This window comes from Mesorhizobium sp. M1A.F.Ca.IN.022.07.1.1 (genome assembly GCF_003997575.1).
Classification (GTDB): Bacteria; Pseudomonadota; Alphaproteobacteria; order Rhizobiales; family Rhizobiaceae; genus Mesorhizobium.
In genome coordinates, this window is the sequence record NZ_RZST01000021.1 from 14407 (window position 1) to 31491 (window position 17085).

Genomic DNA, 17085 nt, shown 5'->3' on the forward strand with positions numbered 1-17085 from the left:
TTCGCAAGAAGAAAGCCCGCATTGCGGCAGCCAGGCGGATGTGGGGCGCCGCCGGCCTCGACCATCTGGACGCCGTGGCGTGGCCTCAGTTCCCCGGCCTTGGCCGGGGCACTGGAATGCCGATTTTGGGCGTCGGCGCAAAGGAGCTCGCCGCCGCCGGCAGCGTCGCCGCATCGCTGGAGATCGTCTCCGCCGGCTCGGTCGCTTTCGATTTGGCCGCCGCCACCGCTGCCGCGCCGTCGCCCTGATAGGTGACCGCTTCCAGAGAAGGCGCGTCCGGCGCTGCAAGCACCGCCTGGCACTCCTTCGGCAAATTGGCCATGGTCATCAGATCGCGCGCTTTCGGCGCATCCGGGTTCTTGTTGGGCCGCCACGGCTCCTCGGTGAACCACCAGGCAAGCGGTTTGCCGCAGCCGTCATCGGCCGGCGTCGCCTCCTGCGCCTTGCAGCCAGGCGAGCCCGCCTGGCAGCCGATACGCATGTGGAAATGATAGTCATGGCCCCAGAACGGCCGGATCTTGCGCAGCCAGGAGCGATCGCCGGTGAGCGTGTCGCAAAGTTTCTTCTTGATGCCCGGATTGACCAGGATGCGCTCGACCTCAGGGTAGCTCGCCGCACGCTTCAAAAGCCGCGTATGGGACGGCGTCCACAGCGCGTCCTTCACCAGATGCGTCTTCTCGTCGACCATCAGCGTCGCGCTCATGCTCTCGCGCTGCGCCATGGTCAGCGGGCGCCGCGGCATCGGTGTCAGCCAGATGTCGGCATCGAGGCCGATCTGATGCGAGGCGTGGCCGGTCGTCATCGGGCCGCCGCGCGGCTGCGAGACATCGCCGACCAGCAGCCCCGGCCAGCCATCCGCCTGGGCGTCTCGCGCGAGCTTCTCGATCAGCGCAATCATCGCCGGATGGCCCCAGCGTCGGTTTCGCGAGGGGCGCATCACCTCCCAACTCGGCCCGTCCACCGGCAAGGCGACGCCGCCGGTGAAGCAGCCTCTTGAGTAAAAGCCGAAGGATTGCGCTTGCGCCACCGCCGGCAGCTTCTTGGCGCCGAACAGGTCTTTTGCGCGCGGTTCGGCCGAGATCGCGGCCGCCGCCAGCCCGGCTAAGGTCACCAGGGCAAGCGCGGCGGTCAGGAACAGCTTCCTGTCGGGCAGCGGTCGCAACGTCATCAGGTCGGGTCCCCTCTCCAGTGGCGCGACGCAATCTCGGGCGGCATGCTAAAACATGTCTCCCGAAAGTGGGACCCGGTTTCGGGACAAAGACATGCATAAAATCAAACCTGGAGCGCACGAAGCGGATCCGAAAGATTCGCGACGCAGTTCAGGCGCGAATCATATCACGCCATGCACGTCGCTTCGCTCACGAGCGTTTCATCGGGCTGCGCGGCTGTCCGTCTCGCCAGTTGCCGTCGGCCCACATCCGCTCCAGCGCCACCCGGTAATTCGGCAAACGAAAGCTGTAGCCGGCCGCTTTGATCGCGGCGTTGGCGACGCGCTTGTTCTCGCCGTAGAAGGACCGCGCCATGGGCGAAAGTTGCGCCGTCTCGAAGGGGATTTCCGGCGGCGCCTCCACGCCCATCAGCCGGGCGGCGTAGGCGACGACATCCTGCGGCGGCGCCGGCTCGTCGTCGGTGACATTGAAGATGCCGCCGCGGTTCCTATCGGCCAGGTGCCACAGGGCGCCGGCGATGTCGTCGCAATGGATGCGGTTGAAGACCTGGCCGGGCTTGACCAGCCGCCTCGCGGTGCCGTCCTCGAGATTGGCCAGCGCGTTGCGGCCCGGGCCGTAAATGCCGGAAAGCCGCAGGATCGCTACCGGCTTTCCGATTTCCCGCCCAAGAGCCAGCCATTCCTGTTCGGCCGCCACCCGCATTACCGAGCGCTTCGAAACCGGCCTGCACTCGGCGCTCTCGTCCACCCAGGCGCCGCCATGGTCGCCGTAGACGCCGACAGTGGAAAGATAGCCGATCCATTTGAGCGCCAGCATCTTGGCCCGGATCGCCTCGCCTGCCGCGTTGAGCACCGGATCGCCCGCTTCGTCCGGAGCGACCGAGACGATGAGATGTGTTGTGTGCCGAAGCGCGTCGCTGATTTCCGCCGTCAACGAACCGTCGAAGCTTGACGGCTCGATGCCCGCCTCTCGCAAGGCCTCGAACTTTCCCGGCGATCGCGTCGTCCCAAGGATCGGCGCGCCATCTTCATTGGCTCTCGCAATAGCCTTGCCGGAATAGCCGGCGCCGAAAATGAAGAAGCGTCTCTCGCCCATCAATTAAATCCTCTTCTTCAATGGTCCTTTGCGGGAACCGGCAGCGCTGACAGCCATTCCTCGCGCACCGTTGCATCGCCTTCGGCCTGCAAGGCCGATGCGGCGAACTCCGCAAAATCGCGCCGCGGCATCAGTCGCGATAGCGCCCATACTGCCGCACCCCGCACCAGGGGCGAGCCGTCGTCGATTAGGCCGCGCGCGACCGGCGTCAGCGAAGCATCGCCCGAATTGCCGGCGGCGATCAGCGCGTTGCGGATGAAACGGTCGCGGCCGATGCGCTTGATTGGCGAGCCCGAGAAAAAGGAGCGGAACGTCGCATCGTCGAGCAACAGCAGCTCCGACAGCCGCGGCTCGCGCAGATCTTCGCGAGCGGCAAGCTTGGCCTCGGCGGCGACGCTGGCGAATTTGTTCCACGGACACACGGCGAGGCAGTCGTCGCAACCATAGACGCGGTTGCCGATCGCCTCGCGAAATTCGCGCGGGATCGGCCCCTTGTTCTCGATGGTGAGGTAGGAGATGCAACGCCGCGCATCGAGCCGGTAGGGCGTCGGGAAGGCATCGGTCGGGCAGATGTCGAGGCAGGCGCGGCAGGAGCCGCAATGGTCGATCTCGGCTTTGTCCGGCTCAAGCTCGGCCGTGGTGAAGATAGTGCCGAGGAACAGCCATGAGCCATGCTCGCGGCTCACCAGGTTGGTGTGCTTGCCCTGCCAGCCCAGCCCCGCGGCTTCGGCAAGCGGCTTTTCCATCACCGGCGCCGTGTCGACGAAGACCTTCACGTCGCCGCCGGCCCGCGCGACGATCTTGCCCGCGATTTCCTTCAGCCGACCTTTCATCACGTCGTGATAGTCGCGATTTTGCGCGTAGACCGAGATCGCACCGCGATCGTGTTTGTCGAGGACATCGCGCGGATCCCGGTCCGGACCGTAGTTCATGGCGAGCACTATGATCGAACGCACTTCCGGCCACAGCGTCGAAGGCTCGGCACGCCGCCCGATCGTCTCGGCGATCCAGTCCATCGAGCCTTGAAATCCCTCGGCGACAAACTCGGCCAGGCGCGCGGGAGCCAGCGGGATCGCGTCCGGCCGGGTGACGGCAACGGCGTCGAAGCCGGCGCGGCGCGCCTCCGCGTCGATCAGCGCGCGCAGCTTCGTCGTGTCAGAAATCGAGGTCCGCATAATGCGATACCGGCGACAGGCCGCGCACGCGATCGGTGAGCAGCGGCCGGAACGACGGCCGTGATTTCACGCGAGTATACCATTCGCGCGCCGCCGCGTGCTCGCGCCAGTCGATCTCGCCGAGATAGTCGAGCACGGAAAGCGTCGCGGCCGCGGCGAGGTCGGCATAGGTCACCTTGTTGCCGGCCAGCCAATGACGCGTGCCCGCCAGCCAGTTGGTGTATTTCATGTGCTGGCGGATGTTGGCGCGCGCGGCGCGGATTGCGCCCGAATCGGGTGAGCCGCCGCCCGCCGTCTCCGGCATCACCGGCTTCAGCACCCGCTCGCGCACCAGATGGCGGGTGACCTCGCTTTCGGCCTTGCTGAGATACCAGTCGGTCAGTCGCCGGATTTCGGCGCGCTGCATCGGGTCCTCGGCAAACAGCCGCCTGTCGCGCTTCAGCACCCCGCGTGTCTCGTCAAGATATTCGGCAATGACCATGGCGCCGACGATTGGCACATCGCCTTCGGCCAGCAGGATCGGCAGCGTGCCGGCCGGATTGAGCGCCAGGAACTCCTTGCGCCGGGTCCAGGGTTTCTCCTCGATCAAGGCCAGCTCCTCGCCATACTCGCCAAAGGCGAGGCGGACGAACCGGCAGGTGGCGAACATCGGGTGGTGAAAAAGCGTCAGCATGGTTCCGCGATGATAGGGCGCACTGGCAAATTGGTGTGAGCGCCGGTAAGTCTTGGCGGCCCGATTCCAGGGACTGTCATGTGTTGCGACCTATAGGGGCACTTCCGCGCCATGACAAGCAAGCCCTTCCCCTTAGCCGTCACTCGAAGCAGAGGTTGCCATGGAAAGCCAGACCATCGTCGAAGCGCTGCTGCTTGGTCTGATCGAGGGCCTGACCGAATTCATCCCGGTCTCGTCGACCGGCCACATCCTGCTCGCCGGCCATTTCCTCGGCTTCCATTCGACCGGCAAGGCCTTCGAGATCCTGATCCAGCTCGGCGCGATTCTTGCGATCTTGAGCGTCTATTTCCGCCGCCTCTGGAAGATGCTGCTCGAACTGCCGCATGACCGGCTGACAAGGCATTTCGCCATCGGCATCCTCATCGCCTTCCTGCCGGCGGCGGTCATCGGCGCGCTGGCGCATGACTTTATCAAGACCTTCCTGTTCGAATCGCCGCGCCTGATCTGCATCATGCTGGTCATCGGCGGCGTGGTGCTGCTCGCCGTCGACCGCATGAACCTGAAGCAAGTCTACCGCGATGTCGAGCGCTTCCCGACCAGGCTTTATCTGCAGATCGGCCTGTTCCAGTGTCTGTCGCTGATACCCGGCACCTCGCGCTCCGGCTCGACCATCGTCGGCGCGCTGCTCTTGGGCGTCGACAAGCGCGCGGCGGCGGAGTTTTCCTTCTTCCTCGCCATGCCGACCATGGTCGGCGCCTTCGCCTTCGATCTGTTCAAGAACCGTAACGTGCTGACCTCGGCCGACCTGCCGATCATCGCCGTCGGCTTCATCGCCGCCTTCGTCACCGCGCTCTTCGTGGTGCGCTTCCTGCTCGATTACGTCTCGCGCAAGGGCTATTCGCTGTTCGGCTGGTGGCGGCTGGTGGTTGGCGGGCTCGGACTGGCGGCGCTGATGATCTGGGGGTGAGCTTATCCTCCCACGAGTTGGGAGGGTAAGCCCCTCAATTCCGCCCGTAAAATGCATTCTCGACATGCACCGGCCAGCGCCAGGGCAGCACCGCCACCATGTCGAAGCGCACCGACAGCCGGCCATAGTCTGGCTGGCGCGACAGCCAGAGGTCGGCGGCACCCTCGATGCGCCGTTCCGAGGCGTGGGCGATCGCTTCCATCGCCTCCATCAGCGTGCGCCGCGCCTTGACCTCGACGAACAGTACAAGGTCGCCGCGCCTGGCGATCAGGTCGATCTCGCCGAGCTTTGTGCGATGGCGGCGCGCAAGGATGCGATAGCCCTTCAGCATCAGCGCCAACGCCGCCAGCCATTCGCCGCGATGGCCGCGCCGATAGGCTTTTCGCCGATGACCGACGGTGCGCTCAGCCACCGCCGTCCGCCTTCAGCTCTATCAGCCGGCGATAGAGCGCCTGTTTCTGGCCGCCGGTCATCTTCGCCGCTTCCGCCGCCGCCTTGGAGGCCGGCATTTCGGCGGCTAAAGACAACAGCAGCCGGTCGATGTCGGCCGGCTGGTCCTCGGCCGCCTCCGGCGGGCCGACGCAGACCACGATTTCGCCCTTGGGCGTCTCGGCCGCCGCGTAGTGATCGGCGAGCTCTCCGAGCGTTCCCGTTCGCATCTCCTCAAACGCCTTGGTGAGCTCGCGGCCAATCGCCGCTTTGCGCGCTCCGCCAAGCGCTTGCGCCATCGCAGCAAGCGTCTCGGCCAGCCGGCGCGGCGATTCATAGAAGATGAGCGTCGCCGGCACCTGCCTGAAGCTTTCGAGCTTGGTGAGCCTCTGGCCCGCCTTGGCCGGCAAGAAGCCGGCGAACAGAAAGGTGTCGGAAGGCAGGCCGGAAGCGGTCAGCGCGGCAAGCGCCGCCGACGGTCCGGGCACCGGAATAACGCGGATGCCGCGCTCCAGCGCCTCGCCGACCAGCCGGTAGCCGGGATCGGAAACCAGCGGCGTGCCGGCATCCGAGATCAGCGCCACGCTTTGTCCGGCAGCGAGCGACTCGATCAGCTTCGGCCCGGCCTCGGCTGCATTGTGCTCGTGATAGGCCGTGGTGCGCCGGCGAATGCCGTAGCGTTCGAGCAGCACGCGCGAGACGCGGGTGTCCTCGCAGGCAACGATGTCGGCGCCGGCCAGCGTCTCCAGCGCACGCAGCGTGACATCGGCGAGATTGCCAATCGGCGTCGCCACCAGATAGAGCGCCGGCTCCAGCGGCCGCGCCGCAATTTCGGTCTGCCCGATTACATAGCTGCGTTTGTCGCCGGTCAATTGAGGCCCTCCCCACGCGCCACTGTTTGCCACGGCTGATCTGCGGTTGCAAAACGTGATGGCGATGCAAGGGAATCGCCATGCCTTTGCCACGATGCGGAACCAAACCGCATAAGGCGGATTTTACCCCTGATTCCCGAGGAGGAGGACAGGATGGACAGCCTGATCATTCAAGACGCTTTCACGCCCTATTATTCGGGCTGCAAGCGCTTTGCCGGATCGGAGAAGGTTGCCGGTTCGGAGGATCGGGAACCCTCCGCCAGGACAAAGGACAAGGAAGCGATGAAGCCGCTTCCAAGCCCCGCGGTTCAAGACGCCTCGACCGAAACCGAAAGCACGACGGAGCACTGACCGGACGATGCCCAATCGCTTCGACATTTTCATCACACGACTCGAAAGCAAGACCGCCCGCGAGGGCATTCCTTCCCATCCGATCGCCGCCCAGCACGGGAACCGCCGCGACAAGACCGATCTGAAGCAGGGCCGTTCCGGCGACGCGCATGCGGAAAAGGATCGCGGGAAGCAGCGTCAGAAGCACGACGCCTAGAGCAGCTGCGACCCTTCGCGATCTCTCGCCTCATCCCAGGCGGAGCGAGGAGCGAAGCGCCATGCTTGGCGCCTGACGCCATTCAGCCCAGATAGTTAGTGACCCTTCGCCTCGAGCAGCCGCACCAGTTCCGGATCCATGAACGCATAGTTGTCCGGGATGTCGAGGCAGATCACCCGTGCCCGGATCAGGCTTGACCGGAACTTCTTCTGCAGCTTGACGCGATGCGCCTTCTCCATGACGAAGATGATCTCGGCCCACGCGACCAGTTCATGCGTCAGCGGGTTGTCCGCGTCGTGATTGGTGCCGGCCGATGCGACCTCGAGGTCGCGGCGCCTGGAAAACACCTGCTCGGCGGTGGGGCTGCGCAGGCGGTTCTGGCTGCAGACGAAGAGAACCTTTTTCACCGCGCGAGGTCTGCCACCACCGCATCGAGCACGATCATGCCGGCGGTCGTGGCGCGGAGGCGGGCGTTGCCGACCGGCGCCACCAGCCCCTCTTCCTGCAGCACCGACAATCGGTCGCTCGCCAGACTACGCCCGGCAAGCGTCTCGTAGCGCTGGAGGTCGATGCCTTCGGCCAGCCGCAGCCCCATCAATAGGAACTCGTCGGCTTCTTCGGCGCGTGTCAGCACCTCGCCGCCGGTGACGCCATGGCCCCTGGCTTCGACCAGGTTGGCCCAGGTCTCAGGCATCTTTTCCGCGACCGTCACGGTGCGGCGGCCGTTCTCGACGAAGCGGCCATGCGCGCCGGGTCCGACGCCGACATATTCGCCGTAGCGCCAATAAGTCAGGTTGTGCCGGCTTTCCGCGCCCGGCCGCGCGTGGTTGGAGATTTCGTAGGCCGGAAGCCCGTGCGCCGCGGTCACCTCCTGCGTCAGCGCGTAGAGGTCGGCGGCATGGTCGTTGTCGGGCAGGACGAATTTTCGCGCTGAGTGGAGTGCATGGAACGGCGTGCCCTCCTCGATCGTGAGCTGATAGAGCGACAGGTGGTCGGCGGCGTGCCCGATCGCTTCCTCAAGCTCTAAAGCCCAAGCCTCCGGCGTCTGGCCGGGCCGCGCATAGATCAGGTCGAAGGAGAGCCGCGGAAAGATTTCCCGCGCCAGCCCGATGGCGTGCAGCGCCTCCTCGACATTGTGCAGCCGGCCGAGGAAGCGCACGTCCTTGTCGTTCAGCGCCTGCACGCCGAGCGAGACACGGTTGACGCCGGCCGCCCGATAACCGCGGAAGCGCTCCGCCTCGACCGAGGACGGGTTGGCCTCCAGCGTCACCTCGATCCCGGCAGGCACCGTCCAGTTCTTCGCTACGGCTTCCAGAACCGCTGACACCGTTTCCGGCTTCATCAGCGACGGCGTGCCGCCGCCGAGGAAGATGCTGGTCACCTCGCGCGGCCCGGTGCGGGCGCGCATCGTCTTGAGCTCCGTCTCGAAGGCCCGCGCAAAACGCTCCTGGTCGACCGGCTGGTGGCGAACGTGGCTGTTGAAGTCGCAGTAAGGGCATTTGGCCGCGCAGAACGGCCAATGGATATAGACGCCGAAGCCGGGGCTGCGGTCGAGCGGCATGGTCTGGCCTGTTCCGATCATTTTGACCTGAGCCGCGCCAGATCCAGCCGCGCCAAATCCAAGCGGGCCTGGGCAAACTTCTGGAAGGCGCGGGCGCGGTGCGACAGGGCTGTTGCCTGGCCGGGCTTCCAGCCATGCTTTTGCTCGGCGCTCATCTCGCCAAAAGTCTTGGCGAAGCCGTTGGGCAGGAACACTGGATCGTAGCCGAAGCCGAGCGTGCCGCGCGGCGGCCAGACCAGCGTGCCTTCGGCCTCGCCGCGGTAATATTCGGCCTCGCCATCGGGAAAGGCGAGGCAGATGACGGCGACGAAACGGCCGGTGCGCTGCGCCGGCTCGGTCGCGCCGACCTCCTGCAGCGCCACTTCGGTGCGCTGCATGGCCATGCCGAAATCGCGTGTGCCGTCCGCCGTCTCGGCCCAGTTGGCGGTGTAGACGCCGGGCGCCCCGTCGAGCGCATCGACGCAGAGCCCCGAATCGTCCGACAGCGCCGGCAGGCCGGTGGCCTTGGCCGCGGCATAGGCCTTGATATAGGCATTCTCCTCGAAGGTCGTGCCGGTCTCGTCCGGTTCCGGCAGGCCGTACTCCTTGGCCGACTTCGCCTCGAAGCCGAACGGGGCCATCAAGTCGGCGAATTCGCGCAGCTTGCCTTCATTGTGGCTGGCGACGACGATCTTTTGTTCGTTCAAAGAATGCATCAGAGACCCCAGATCCTTGGTTCGGCGAACTCGATCGAATTGCCCGAAGGGTCGCGGATATAGATCGAATGTCCGCCTTGCGGCCATTCGAAATCGCTTTCGATGGCGATGTTCTTGGCCGCCAGATGCTTGCGCCATTCGGCGATCTCGGCCGCAGTCGCGGTGAAGCAAAGATGCCCTTCGCCGACGGTGCCGTGCGGCGGCACCTTCAGCTTGGCGTCGGGCGCCGGCGGAATTTTCGTCGCCTCGGCATTGAAGATGAGCAGCACGCCGTTGCCGCAGCGGAAGAAGACGTGGCGACCTTCGACCTTGCCCAGCGGATCCAGGCCGAGGATGTCGCGGTAGAAGGCTTCGGCAGCGGTTAGATCTGTGACGTAGAGCGCTGATTCCAGAATCGCGGAGGGAGTCACGAAGCACCCCCCTCTGCCCTGTCGGGCAGATGGCCGGCAGGCCAGAGGGGGATGCGAAGGATCGTCGACCTCATCGGTGACCCTACGCCACCGCCATCTGCTGCAGGCTCACCAGCCGCGAAATACCCTTCTTGGCCAGCCCCATCAGCGCCGAGAACTGCTCTTCGGAGAAGGGCTCGCCTTCCGCCGTGCCCTGGATCTCGACGATGCCGCCCTTGCCGGTCATGACGAAATTGGCGTCGGTGCCGGCCGAGGAATCCTCGAGATAATCGAGATCGATGACCGGCTGTCCGTCATGGATGCCGCAGGAGATCGCCGCGACATGGTCCTTGAGCACCTTGGAAACGCTGGCCATCTGGCGCGCTTCCATCCAGCGCAGGCAATCGTATAGCGCCACCCAGCCGCCGGTGATCGAGGCGGTGCGGGTGCCGCCGTCGGCCTGGATGACGTCGCAATCGACGGTGATCTGCTGTTCGCCTAGCGCCTGCAGGTCGACAACGGCGCGCAACGAACGACCGATCAGCCGCTGGATCTCGAGCGTGCGGCCGCCCTGCTTGCCGGCGGAGGCCTCGCGGCGCATGCGCTCGCCCGTCGAGCGCGGCAGCATGCCGTATTCGGCCGTAACCCAGCCCTTGCCGGAATTGCGCATCCAGGCCGGCACCTTTTCCTCTAGGCTCGCCGTGCACAGCACATGCGTGTCGCCGAACTTCACCAGGCACGAGCCTTCGGCATGCTTGGAGACGCCGCGCTCGAAGGAGATGGCGCGCATTTCGTCGGGCTGGCGTTTGGAGGGGCGCATTCGGCCTTCTTTCCTATGGTTTTGGATTCGTCGGCGGCTTGTAGACGCATGCGGCGGATGGCGCAAAGGAAAAGGGCGCCAAGGAAACGGGGCGCCAAGAAAACGGCGCAAGCGAAAATGCCCCCGGCTTGCGCCAGGGAGGCTTAAGTCTATATCTTTCGATCGGAGGTTTTTTCGCTGGAATGAACAAGGCAGTCGATCCCACATCGCAGCCGCCCGTGCTTCAGTCGCTCGACATGCGCTCGCGCGACATCTTCCGGCGGATTGTCGATTCCTATCTGCGCGACGGCGAGCCGGTCGGGTCGCGCAGCCTGTCGCGCATCCTGCCGTCGTCGCTGTCGCCGGCCACCATCCGCAACGTGATGAGCGACCTCGAGCATCTGGGGCTGATCTACGCGCCGCACATCTCGGCCGGCCGCCTGCCTACCCAGACCGGCCTGCGCTTCTTCGTCGATGCCTTCATGGAGCTGGGCGATCTGTCGGACGACGAGCGTCGCGTCATCGAGGCGCAGGTGCGTGCCTCGGGCTCGGGCGCCACGCTGGAGCATATGCTGACCGAGGCCAGCCAGATGCTCTCCGGCATGTCGCGCGGCGCCGGCCTGGTGCTCGCCGCCAAGAACGAGGTGGCTCTGAAGCACATCGAGTTCATCCAGTTGGAACCCACCAAGGCGCTCGCCGTCCTGGTGTCGCAGAGCGGCGATGTCGAGAACCGCGTTGTCGACCTGCCGGCCGGTATCACCGTCTCGCAGCTGCACGAGGCCTCGAACTTCCTCAACGCCCATATCCGCGGCCGCACGCTGGCCGAGGCCCGGGTCGAGATCGCGCGCATCAAGGACGAGACCAGGGCGGCTCTCGACACGCTGTCGCAGGAACTGGTCGAGAAGGGCCTCGCGGTCTGGGCCGGTGCCGAAAGCGGCCTGCCGGCGCGGCTCATCGTGCGCGGCCGCGCCAATCTTCTGGAAAACGTCACCGCCCAGGCCGATCTCGAATTGCTGCGCCATCTGTTCGAGGATCTGGAAACGCAGGACGGACTGCTGCAGCTCCTCGACCTCGCCGAGGAAGGTCCGGGCGTGCGCATCTTCATCGGCTCGGAGAACAAGTTGTTTTCGCTGTCCGGTTCGTCGCTCGTGGTCGCGCCCTATCGCGACAAGGATGCGCGCGTCGTCGGCGCGCTCGGCGTCATCGGCCCGACGCGATTGAACTATGCCCGCATCGTCCCGATGGTCGACTATACGGCCCAGTTGATTTCGCGCATGCTGAGATAGGCAAGCGGGAAACGTCGCAAGGAGGGTGGAAATGGCGCTGGAATCGTTCAAGGCCCAGATCAGCCTGCTGCTCGAGGAGATGGTGAACCAACCGGAAGACGATCACGAGATCCAGGAGCTACTGCGCGAGAAGCTCAGGGAAATGCGCGCCATGGGCCTGCCGCTGCCGGCCGATCTGGTCGCGCTGGAAAAGCAGCTCGACGACGATCTGGATATCGAAGAGAGCTGAACTGCCGGCGCTTTCCGTCAAAATCCGCATGCCCGGCTTCTCTTTTGGAAAGCCTGCCCGATATTCGCTGTCTGGTTGCTGATGCACGTTGGCGAATAACGGAGAACAGCATGATACGGATTGCCGCCCTTGCCGCCCTCGCTTTGTTCCTGGCCTCCGGCGCCGTCGCGCAGCAGGCCGATCAGCCCTTGCTCACCGGCAAAAAGGCCTTCGGTGACTGGAGGGCCGACCGGCCCGGCGTGCGGCGCCTCATCAGGCCCGACGATCTCCCGAAGCCGAATGTCGCCGAATCCGCCTCGAACGGCGGCGGTGTCACCGATCGCCCCGAGGATGCCACGCCAGCCCTTCCACCCGGCTTTTCGGCCGAACTGGTGGCTTCGGGCATCACCAGCCCGCGTGTCGTGCGCACGGCGCCGAACGGCGATCTCTTCGTCGCCGACAGCAGGGCGAGCCAGGTCCGCGTCTATCGACTGGCCGAAGGCAGCGCCAAGCCCGCCGAGAAGTCGGTCTTTGCCAAAGGCCTGACCCGGCCCTACGGCATCGCCTTCTATCCGCCGGGCGACAAGCCGCAATGGGTCTATGTCGCCAACAGCAACAGCGTCGTCCGCTTTGCCTATCGCGACGGCGACCTCAAAGCTTCCGGCGAGCCCGAAACGATCGTCTCGGACATCCCGTCGAGCCATCACTGGACGCGCGACATCGCTTTTTCGCCCGACGGCAAAACGCTCTATCTCTCGGTCGGCTCGGGCTCGAATACCGCGGAGGGCATGGGAGCGAGGCCGAAGGGCGGCGTCGAAGAATGGGCGAGATCGGCACCGCTCGGCGCTACCTGGGGCGCGGAGGAAGGCCGAGCGGATGTGCTCGCTTTCGATCGTGACGGCAAGAACCGCAGGATGGTCGCCACCGGCCTGCGCAACTGCTCGGGCATGACGGTGCAGCCGGCTACGGGCGCGCTCTGGTGCGTCGTCAACGAACGCGACGAGCTAGGCGACAACGTGCCTTTCGAATATGCGACCGCCGTCAAGGAGGGAGCCTTCTATGGCTGGCCCTGGTACTATATCGGCGACAACGAAGATCCGCGCCACAAAGGCGCGCGGCCCGATCTCGCCGGCAAGGTCACGGTGCCGGACGTGCTGATCCAGGCACATTCGGCGCCGCTCAACATCGCCTTTTACGAGGGCGGCAACTTCCCGGCCGACTACAAGGGCGACGCCTTCGTCACCCTGCACGGCTCGTGGAACCGCAATGTCCGCACCGGCTACAAGGTGGTGCGGCTGAAGTTCAAGGACGGCAAGCCGACCGGCGAATATGAGGATTTCGCCACCGGCTTCGTCATTGCCGACGATGCGGTCTGGGGCCGGCCGGTCGGTGTCGCGGTGGCGAACGATGGTTCGCTGATCCTGACCGAGGACGGCAACGGCACGATATGGCGCGTCACCTACGGCGACGGCCGGTCCTGAAGCGGCGCTGGTGCAACCGAATCCGGCCGCAAGGCAATTAACGCCGCCCCGGCACCGTGGTAAGAGGCTGCCGCTCTGGATCCCGATCCCGGGATAGCGCTGGGTTGAAACCATGACACTGACAGGATTTCTCGCCTACAGCGCCGCCCTCGGCGTCGCCGCCGCCATTCCGGGTCCCGGCGTGACGGCGCTTGTTGCCCGCGCGCTCGGCTCCGGCTTCCGTCCGTCGCTCGCTATGTCGTTCGGTCTCATGCTCGGCGACATTACCTACCTCACCGCCGTCGTGCTCGGCCTCGCCTTCGTCGCCCAGACCTTCGGCATGGTGTTTCTCGCCATCAAATGGGCGGGCGTCGCTTATCTCGCCTTCCTTGCCTGGCGCTTCTGGACCAGCGGCATCTCGCCCGAGACGGTCGAGGCGCGCAAGGGCAGAAGCGGCCTGGCGTCGAGCTTCATCGCCGGGCTGACGGTGACGCTCGGCAACCCGAAGACGATGATCTTCTATCTCGCCATCACGCCGACCATCGTCGACCTGAAGACGATCACGCCGGCCGACTACGGCATCCTTGTCGCGCTGACCGTTGTCGTCCTGTTCGTGGTGCTGGTCCCCTATCTGGCGCTGGCTGCCAAGGCGCGCTGGTTCCTGAGATCGCCGCGCGCGCTCAAGGTGCTGAACGCACCGCCGCCAGCTTCATGATGGGAGCGGCAGCCGCCATCGCGGCCCGTCAATAGGCCGCATTCTCAACCGGCCCCCGTTTCCGGGAAAGCATCCCTGAAACGGGCCGATCCGGAAAATGCATTTCCGGCGCGGGGAGGTTTTCAGCAGCCGCCCCACTCGGATATTTTCGGCGGGCAGCCTATCTTGCGCGGCTGAAAGCCTTATTCTGTTTGCCTATGCCTTTGCCTTGGGAGCGAAACCAATGAACAAGCCCGTCACCTCCGCGCGTGTCCCCGGCCGCGGCCGCATCTTCAACTCGATCACCGAGACGATTGGGGACACGCCGCTGGTGCGGCTGGATAAGTTCGCCAAGGAGAAGGGCATCGTCGCCAACGTGCTGGCCAAGCTCGAATTCTTCAACCCGATCGCCTCGGTCAAGGACCGCATCGGTGTCTCGATGATCGAGGCGCTGGAAGAGGCCGGCAAGATCGCGCCGGGCAAGACCACGCTGATCGAGCCGACCTCCGGCAACACCGGCATCGCGCTGGCCTTCGCCGCCGCCGCCAAGGGTTACAAGCTGATCCTCACCATGCCGGAGACAATGTCGGTCGAACGTCGCAAGATGCTGGCGCTGCTCGGTGCCGAATTGGTGCTCACCGAAGGCCCGAAAGGCATGAAGGGCGCCATCGCCAAGGCCGACGAGCTTGCCGCGACGCTGCCCAACGCCATCATCCCGCAGCAGTTCGAGAACCCGGCCAATCCGGAAATCCACCGCCGCACCACGGCGGAGGAGGTCTGGAACGACACCAATGGCGAGGTCGACATCTTCGTGGCCGGCATCGGCACCGGCGGCACCATCACCGGCGTCGGCCAGGTGCTGAAGAAGCGCAAGCCTTCGCTGCATGTGGTGGCAGTCGAGCCGGAAGCCTCGCCGGTGCTCTCCGGCGGCCAGCCCGGCCCGCACAAGATTCAAGGCATCGGCGCCGGCTTCGCGCCCAAGATCCTCGACACGACGATCTATGATGAGATCGTCAGGGTCTCGAACGAGGATTCGGTCGCCAATGCGCGCCTCGTCGCCCGCCTCGAAGGCGTGCCGGTCGGCATATCGTCGGGTGCCGCGCTGCAGGCGGCGATCGTCGTCGGCTCGCGGCCGGAAAACAAGGACAAGAACCTCGTCGTCGTCATTCCGTCCTTCGCCGAGCGCTATCTCTCGACGATCCTGTTCGACGGGCTGGGGGCCTAGGCGCTCATCCCTCGAAGAATGGCCGGGAAATGCCACGGTCCAGAATGGATACCACCTGTCTTATCCGAGATTAACGGAGCCGCTGTTCCTCCTCCGCAGAAAGATCCGCAACGCTTGTGACGTGGAGACGTCAAGGCATGGATCCTCGGGTCTGCGCGCGTCGCGCAGCTCGTTGCTCCGCCCGTGGATGACCAAGTCGGGAACGCCACAGCCAATCTCAAGAGCTTGCGAACAAGCGGCACTCCCGGGATGATGCAAGCTGGATCGCTCAAAAAGCGTCTGTGGCAAGCGGAGCCCGGCTTGAGGAAGGCGCCGCTTCCGGTTCAAATCGCCGCCGGCCTCGAATCGGCCGGCGGGAGGATTTTATGTACAAGCTTTACACGCGTCCCGGCAGCGGCGGCTTCGTCGTCGAGGCGGCCTTGGCTATGGCCGGCGCGCCTTTCCGGCAGATCGACGTGCCGAAGAAGGATCCGCCCGATCCGGCTTTCCTCGCCATCAGCCCGCTGAACCAGGTGCCGGCGCTGACATTGCCCGACGGCCGGTCGATGACCGAATCGGCGGCGATCTGCATCCTGCTCGCCGAGCGTCATCCAGAAGCGCATCTGGCGCCGCAAGCGGGCTCGCCGGCGCGCGCCGATTTCCTGCGCTGGATGGCCTTCATGTCGTCGGCGCTCTATCCCGCGATCCTGAGGCTCTATTACCCCTACCGCTACACGGCCGACGCCGATAGCGTGCAGGTGGTCAAGGAGGCGGCTATCGCCGAAATGGATCGCGGCTTTGCCATTCTCGATAGCGCGCTCGCCGGCCGTGAGTGGCTGGCCGGTGAGGAACTTTCGCTGGTCGACATCTATCTCGTGATGCTGGTGGCCTGGCATCCCGACACCAAGAGCGCTCGCGTAGCCTGGCCGAACATCGAACGGCTGTGGGGCAAGTTGCGCCAGCATGCGATCATGCGGAAACTGAACCTTTCTCATGAGATGTGGCCGCAGGACTAGTTGCTGGAACCGCCGTCTCGCCTCAGTTGCGGACCAGCTTCCCCCGCTCGGCCTGCAGGAAATGGCGCAAGGCCGGATCGCGCTCGAGGCCGATCGCCCGGTCGTAAGCCTCGGCGGCCTCGGCCGTCCTGCCGAGCCTGGCTAAGAGCTCGGCCCGCGCCGCCCAATAGGGCTGGTATTCGGCAAGCCGCTTATCGCCGCCGATCTCGTCGAGCGCGGCAAGACCCTCGGCTGCGCCCTCGGCTTCGGCGATCGCGACAGCGCGGTTGATCGCCACCACCGGCGAGCCGGCAATCGCCATCAGCGCGTCGTAAAGCTGGCGGATCGCGGTCCAGTCGGTGCGGCCGCTCCGCCGCCTTGCCGTGTGCGCCGACTGGACCGCAGCCTCCAATTGGTAGCGGCCGATGGTTCCCCTGATCGCGGCGCGCCTGAGCAGCGCTTCCGCCTCGTCGATCAGCTTGTCGTCCCAAAGCGCCACGTCCTGCTCAGCCAGCGGCACGAAGTCGCCGTCGGGACTGCGCCGCGCCGTGCGCCGCGCGTCGGCGAAAAGCATCAGCGCCAGGAGCCCGAGCGTTTCCGGCTCATCCGGGATCAGCGACGCGACCAGCCGGCCGAGCCAGATGCCTTCCGTAGCCAGGTTGCGTCGGCGCGTCTCGGTGCCGGCCGGATCCGACCAGCCCTCGGCGAATGTGGCGTAAATCGCTTCCAGCACCGCATCGAGCCGCTCGCCGAGCTCGGCCCGCTCCGGTACCCGGAAGGGGATGGCGGCCTCGCGGATGCGGCTCTTGGCGCGCACCAGGCGCTGGCCCATCGTCGTCGGCGAGACCAGAAAGGCCGAGGCGATGG

The 17085-nt window shown here is 65.5% G+C and carries 20 protein-coding genes and 1 pseudogene; 9 read left to right on the plus strand and 12 right to left on the minus strand.

Annotation, left to right across the window (positions count from 1 at the left end):
- Positions 1-85: 85 nt before the first annotated feature.
- The 4 genes from mepA to EOA75_RS04940 all read right to left on the minus strand — a co-directional run bounded on the left by mepA (position 86) and on the right by EOA75_RS04940 (position 4112).
- Positions 86-1168 carry a penicillin-insensitive murein endopeptidase gene (gene mepA, locus EOA75_RS04925; protein WP_164747282.1) on the minus strand — a complete coding sequence of 361 codons (1083 nt, stop codon included), beginning with the start codon at positions 1166-1168 and terminating at the stop codon, positions 86-88.
- A gap of 190 nt (positions 1169-1358) precedes the next feature.
- Positions 1359-2264 carry an SDR family oxidoreductase gene (locus EOA75_RS04930; protein WP_127323759.1) on the minus strand — a complete coding sequence of 302 codons (906 nt, stop codon included), beginning with the start codon at positions 2262-2264 and terminating at the stop codon, positions 1359-1361.
- Between the two features lie 17 nt (positions 2265-2281).
- A complete protein-coding gene (gene queG / locus EOA75_RS04935) occupies positions 2282-3439 on the minus strand; it encodes a tRNA epoxyqueuosine(34) reductase QueG (protein WP_127323760.1) in 1158 nt (385 codons plus the stop codon).
- Positions 3420-4112, minus strand: coding sequence for a glutathione S-transferase family protein (locus EOA75_RS04940; RefSeq protein ID WP_067003220.1), 693 nt, complete (start codon positions 4110-4112; stop codon positions 3420-3422). Before EOA75_RS04940 ends, queG begins: the two co-directional genes overlap by 20 nt.
- A 160-nt stretch (positions 4113-4272) precedes the next feature.
- On the opposite strand from EOA75_RS04940, the gene EOA75_RS04945 reads away from it, so the two are divergent.
- Complete coding sequence (locus EOA75_RS04945) at positions 4273-5079, plus strand: undecaprenyl-diphosphate phosphatase (protein WP_127323761.1); 807 nt, start codon at positions 4273-4275, stop codon at positions 5077-5079.
- A 34-nt stretch (positions 5080-5113) separates the two neighbouring features.
- On the opposite strand, the gene EOA75_RS04950 is transcribed toward EOA75_RS04945, so the two are convergent.
- Together EOA75_RS04950 and rsmI are read right to left on the minus strand one after the other, a co-directional pair.
- The gene (locus EOA75_RS04950) at positions 5114-5491 is read right to left on the minus strand and encodes a YraN family protein (RefSeq protein ID WP_067323465.1); all 378 of its coding nucleotides are present in this window, start codon (positions 5489-5491) and stop codon (positions 5114-5116) included.
- On the minus strand, positions 5484-6380 hold the full coding sequence (gene rsmI, locus EOA75_RS04955; RefSeq protein WP_095825083.1) for a 16S rRNA (cytidine(1402)-2'-O)-methyltransferase: 897 nt from the start codon (positions 6378-6380) through the stop codon (positions 5484-5486). Before rsmI ends, EOA75_RS04950 begins: the two co-directional genes overlap by 8 nt.
- A gap of 153 nt (positions 6381-6533) precedes the next feature.
- Between rsmI and EOA75_RS04960 the strand changes: the two genes are divergently transcribed.
- Both EOA75_RS04960 and EOA75_RS04965 read left to right on the plus strand, forming a co-directional pair.
- Positions 6534-6731 carry a hypothetical protein gene (locus EOA75_RS04960; protein ID WP_067003211.1) on the plus strand — a complete coding sequence of 66 codons (198 nt, stop codon included), beginning with the start codon at positions 6534-6536 and terminating at the stop codon, positions 6729-6731.
- Between the two features lie 7 nt (positions 6732-6738).
- Positions 6739-6927, plus strand: coding sequence for a hypothetical protein (locus EOA75_RS04965; protein ID WP_067003209.1), 189 nt, complete (start codon positions 6739-6741; stop codon positions 6925-6927).
- Between the two features lie 95 nt (positions 6928-7022).
- Here EOA75_RS04965 and EOA75_RS04970 read toward each other — a convergent pair whose 3' ends face one another.
- The 5 genes from EOA75_RS04970 to rph form a co-directional block, all read right to left on the minus strand.
- Positions 7023-7334 carry a low molecular weight protein tyrosine phosphatase family protein gene (locus EOA75_RS04970; RefSeq protein WP_127247416.1) on the minus strand — a complete coding sequence of 104 codons (312 nt, stop codon included), beginning with the start codon at positions 7332-7334 and terminating at the stop codon, positions 7023-7025.
- A complete protein-coding gene (gene hemW, locus EOA75_RS04975; protein WP_127323762.1) occupies positions 7331-8509 on the minus strand; it encodes a radical SAM family heme chaperone HemW in 1179 nt (392 codons plus the stop codon). The genes EOA75_RS04970 and hemW overlap by 4 nt, the downstream gene beginning before the upstream one ends.
- Positions 8506-9183 carry an RdgB/HAM1 family non-canonical purine NTP pyrophosphatase gene (rdgB, locus tag EOA75_RS04980; RefSeq protein ID WP_127215921.1) on the minus strand — a complete coding sequence of 226 codons (678 nt, stop codon included), beginning with the start codon at positions 9181-9183 and terminating at the stop codon, positions 8506-8508. The genes hemW and rdgB overlap by 4 nt, the downstream gene beginning before the upstream one ends.
- The gene (locus tag EOA75_RS04985) at positions 9183-9593 is read right to left on the minus strand and encodes a VOC family protein (RefSeq protein WP_095827352.1); all 411 of its coding nucleotides are present in this window, start codon (positions 9591-9593) and stop codon (positions 9183-9185) included. Before EOA75_RS04985 ends, rdgB begins: the two co-directional genes overlap by 1 nt.
- Positions 9594-9675: 82 nt before the next feature.
- A complete protein-coding gene (gene rph / locus EOA75_RS04990; protein ID WP_067003199.1) occupies positions 9676-10392 on the minus strand; it encodes a ribonuclease PH in 717 nt (238 codons plus the stop codon).
- Between the two features lie 182 nt (positions 10393-10574).
- On the opposite strand from rph, the gene hrcA reads away from it, so the two are divergent.
- From hrcA to EOA75_RS05020, 6 genes and pseudogenes are all read left to right on the plus strand, one after another.
- Positions 10575-11657, plus strand: a complete 1083-nt coding sequence (gene hrcA, locus EOA75_RS04995) for a heat-inducible transcriptional repressor HrcA (protein WP_127215919.1) — start codon at positions 10575-10577, stop codon at positions 11655-11657.
- 31 nt (positions 11658-11688) lie between these two features.
- Entirely contained in the window at positions 11689-11886 is a 198-nt protein-coding gene (locus EOA75_RS05000; protein ID WP_067003314.1) for a hypothetical protein, read from the plus strand.
- A 110-nt stretch (positions 11887-11996) separates the two neighbouring features.
- The gene (locus EOA75_RS05005) at positions 11997-13346 is read left to right on the plus strand and encodes a sorbosone dehydrogenase family protein (protein ID WP_127323763.1); all 1350 of its coding nucleotides are present in this window, start codon (positions 11997-11999) and stop codon (positions 13344-13346) included.
- A gap of 112 nt (positions 13347-13458) precedes the next feature.
- Positions 13459-14075: pseudogene (locus EOA75_RS05010) on the plus strand (LysE family translocator).
- 188 nt (positions 14076-14263) lie between these two features.
- Positions 14264-15244 carry a cysteine synthase A gene (cysK, locus tag EOA75_RS05015; RefSeq protein ID WP_095825075.1) on the plus strand — a complete coding sequence of 327 codons (981 nt, stop codon included), beginning with the start codon at positions 14264-14266 and terminating at the stop codon, positions 15242-15244.
- Positions 15245-15609: 365 nt separating this feature from the next.
- Positions 15610-16239, plus strand: a complete 630-nt coding sequence (locus EOA75_RS05020; protein ID WP_067323451.1) for a glutathione S-transferase family protein — start codon at positions 15610-15612, stop codon at positions 16237-16239.
- 22 nt (positions 16240-16261) lie between these two features.
- On the opposite strand, the gene EOA75_RS05025 is transcribed toward EOA75_RS05020, so the two are convergent.
- Positions 16262-17085, minus strand: an 824-nt coding sequence (locus EOA75_RS05025; RefSeq protein ID WP_348628652.1) for a DUF6596 domain-containing protein, incomplete at its 5' end; no start/stop codon positions are given.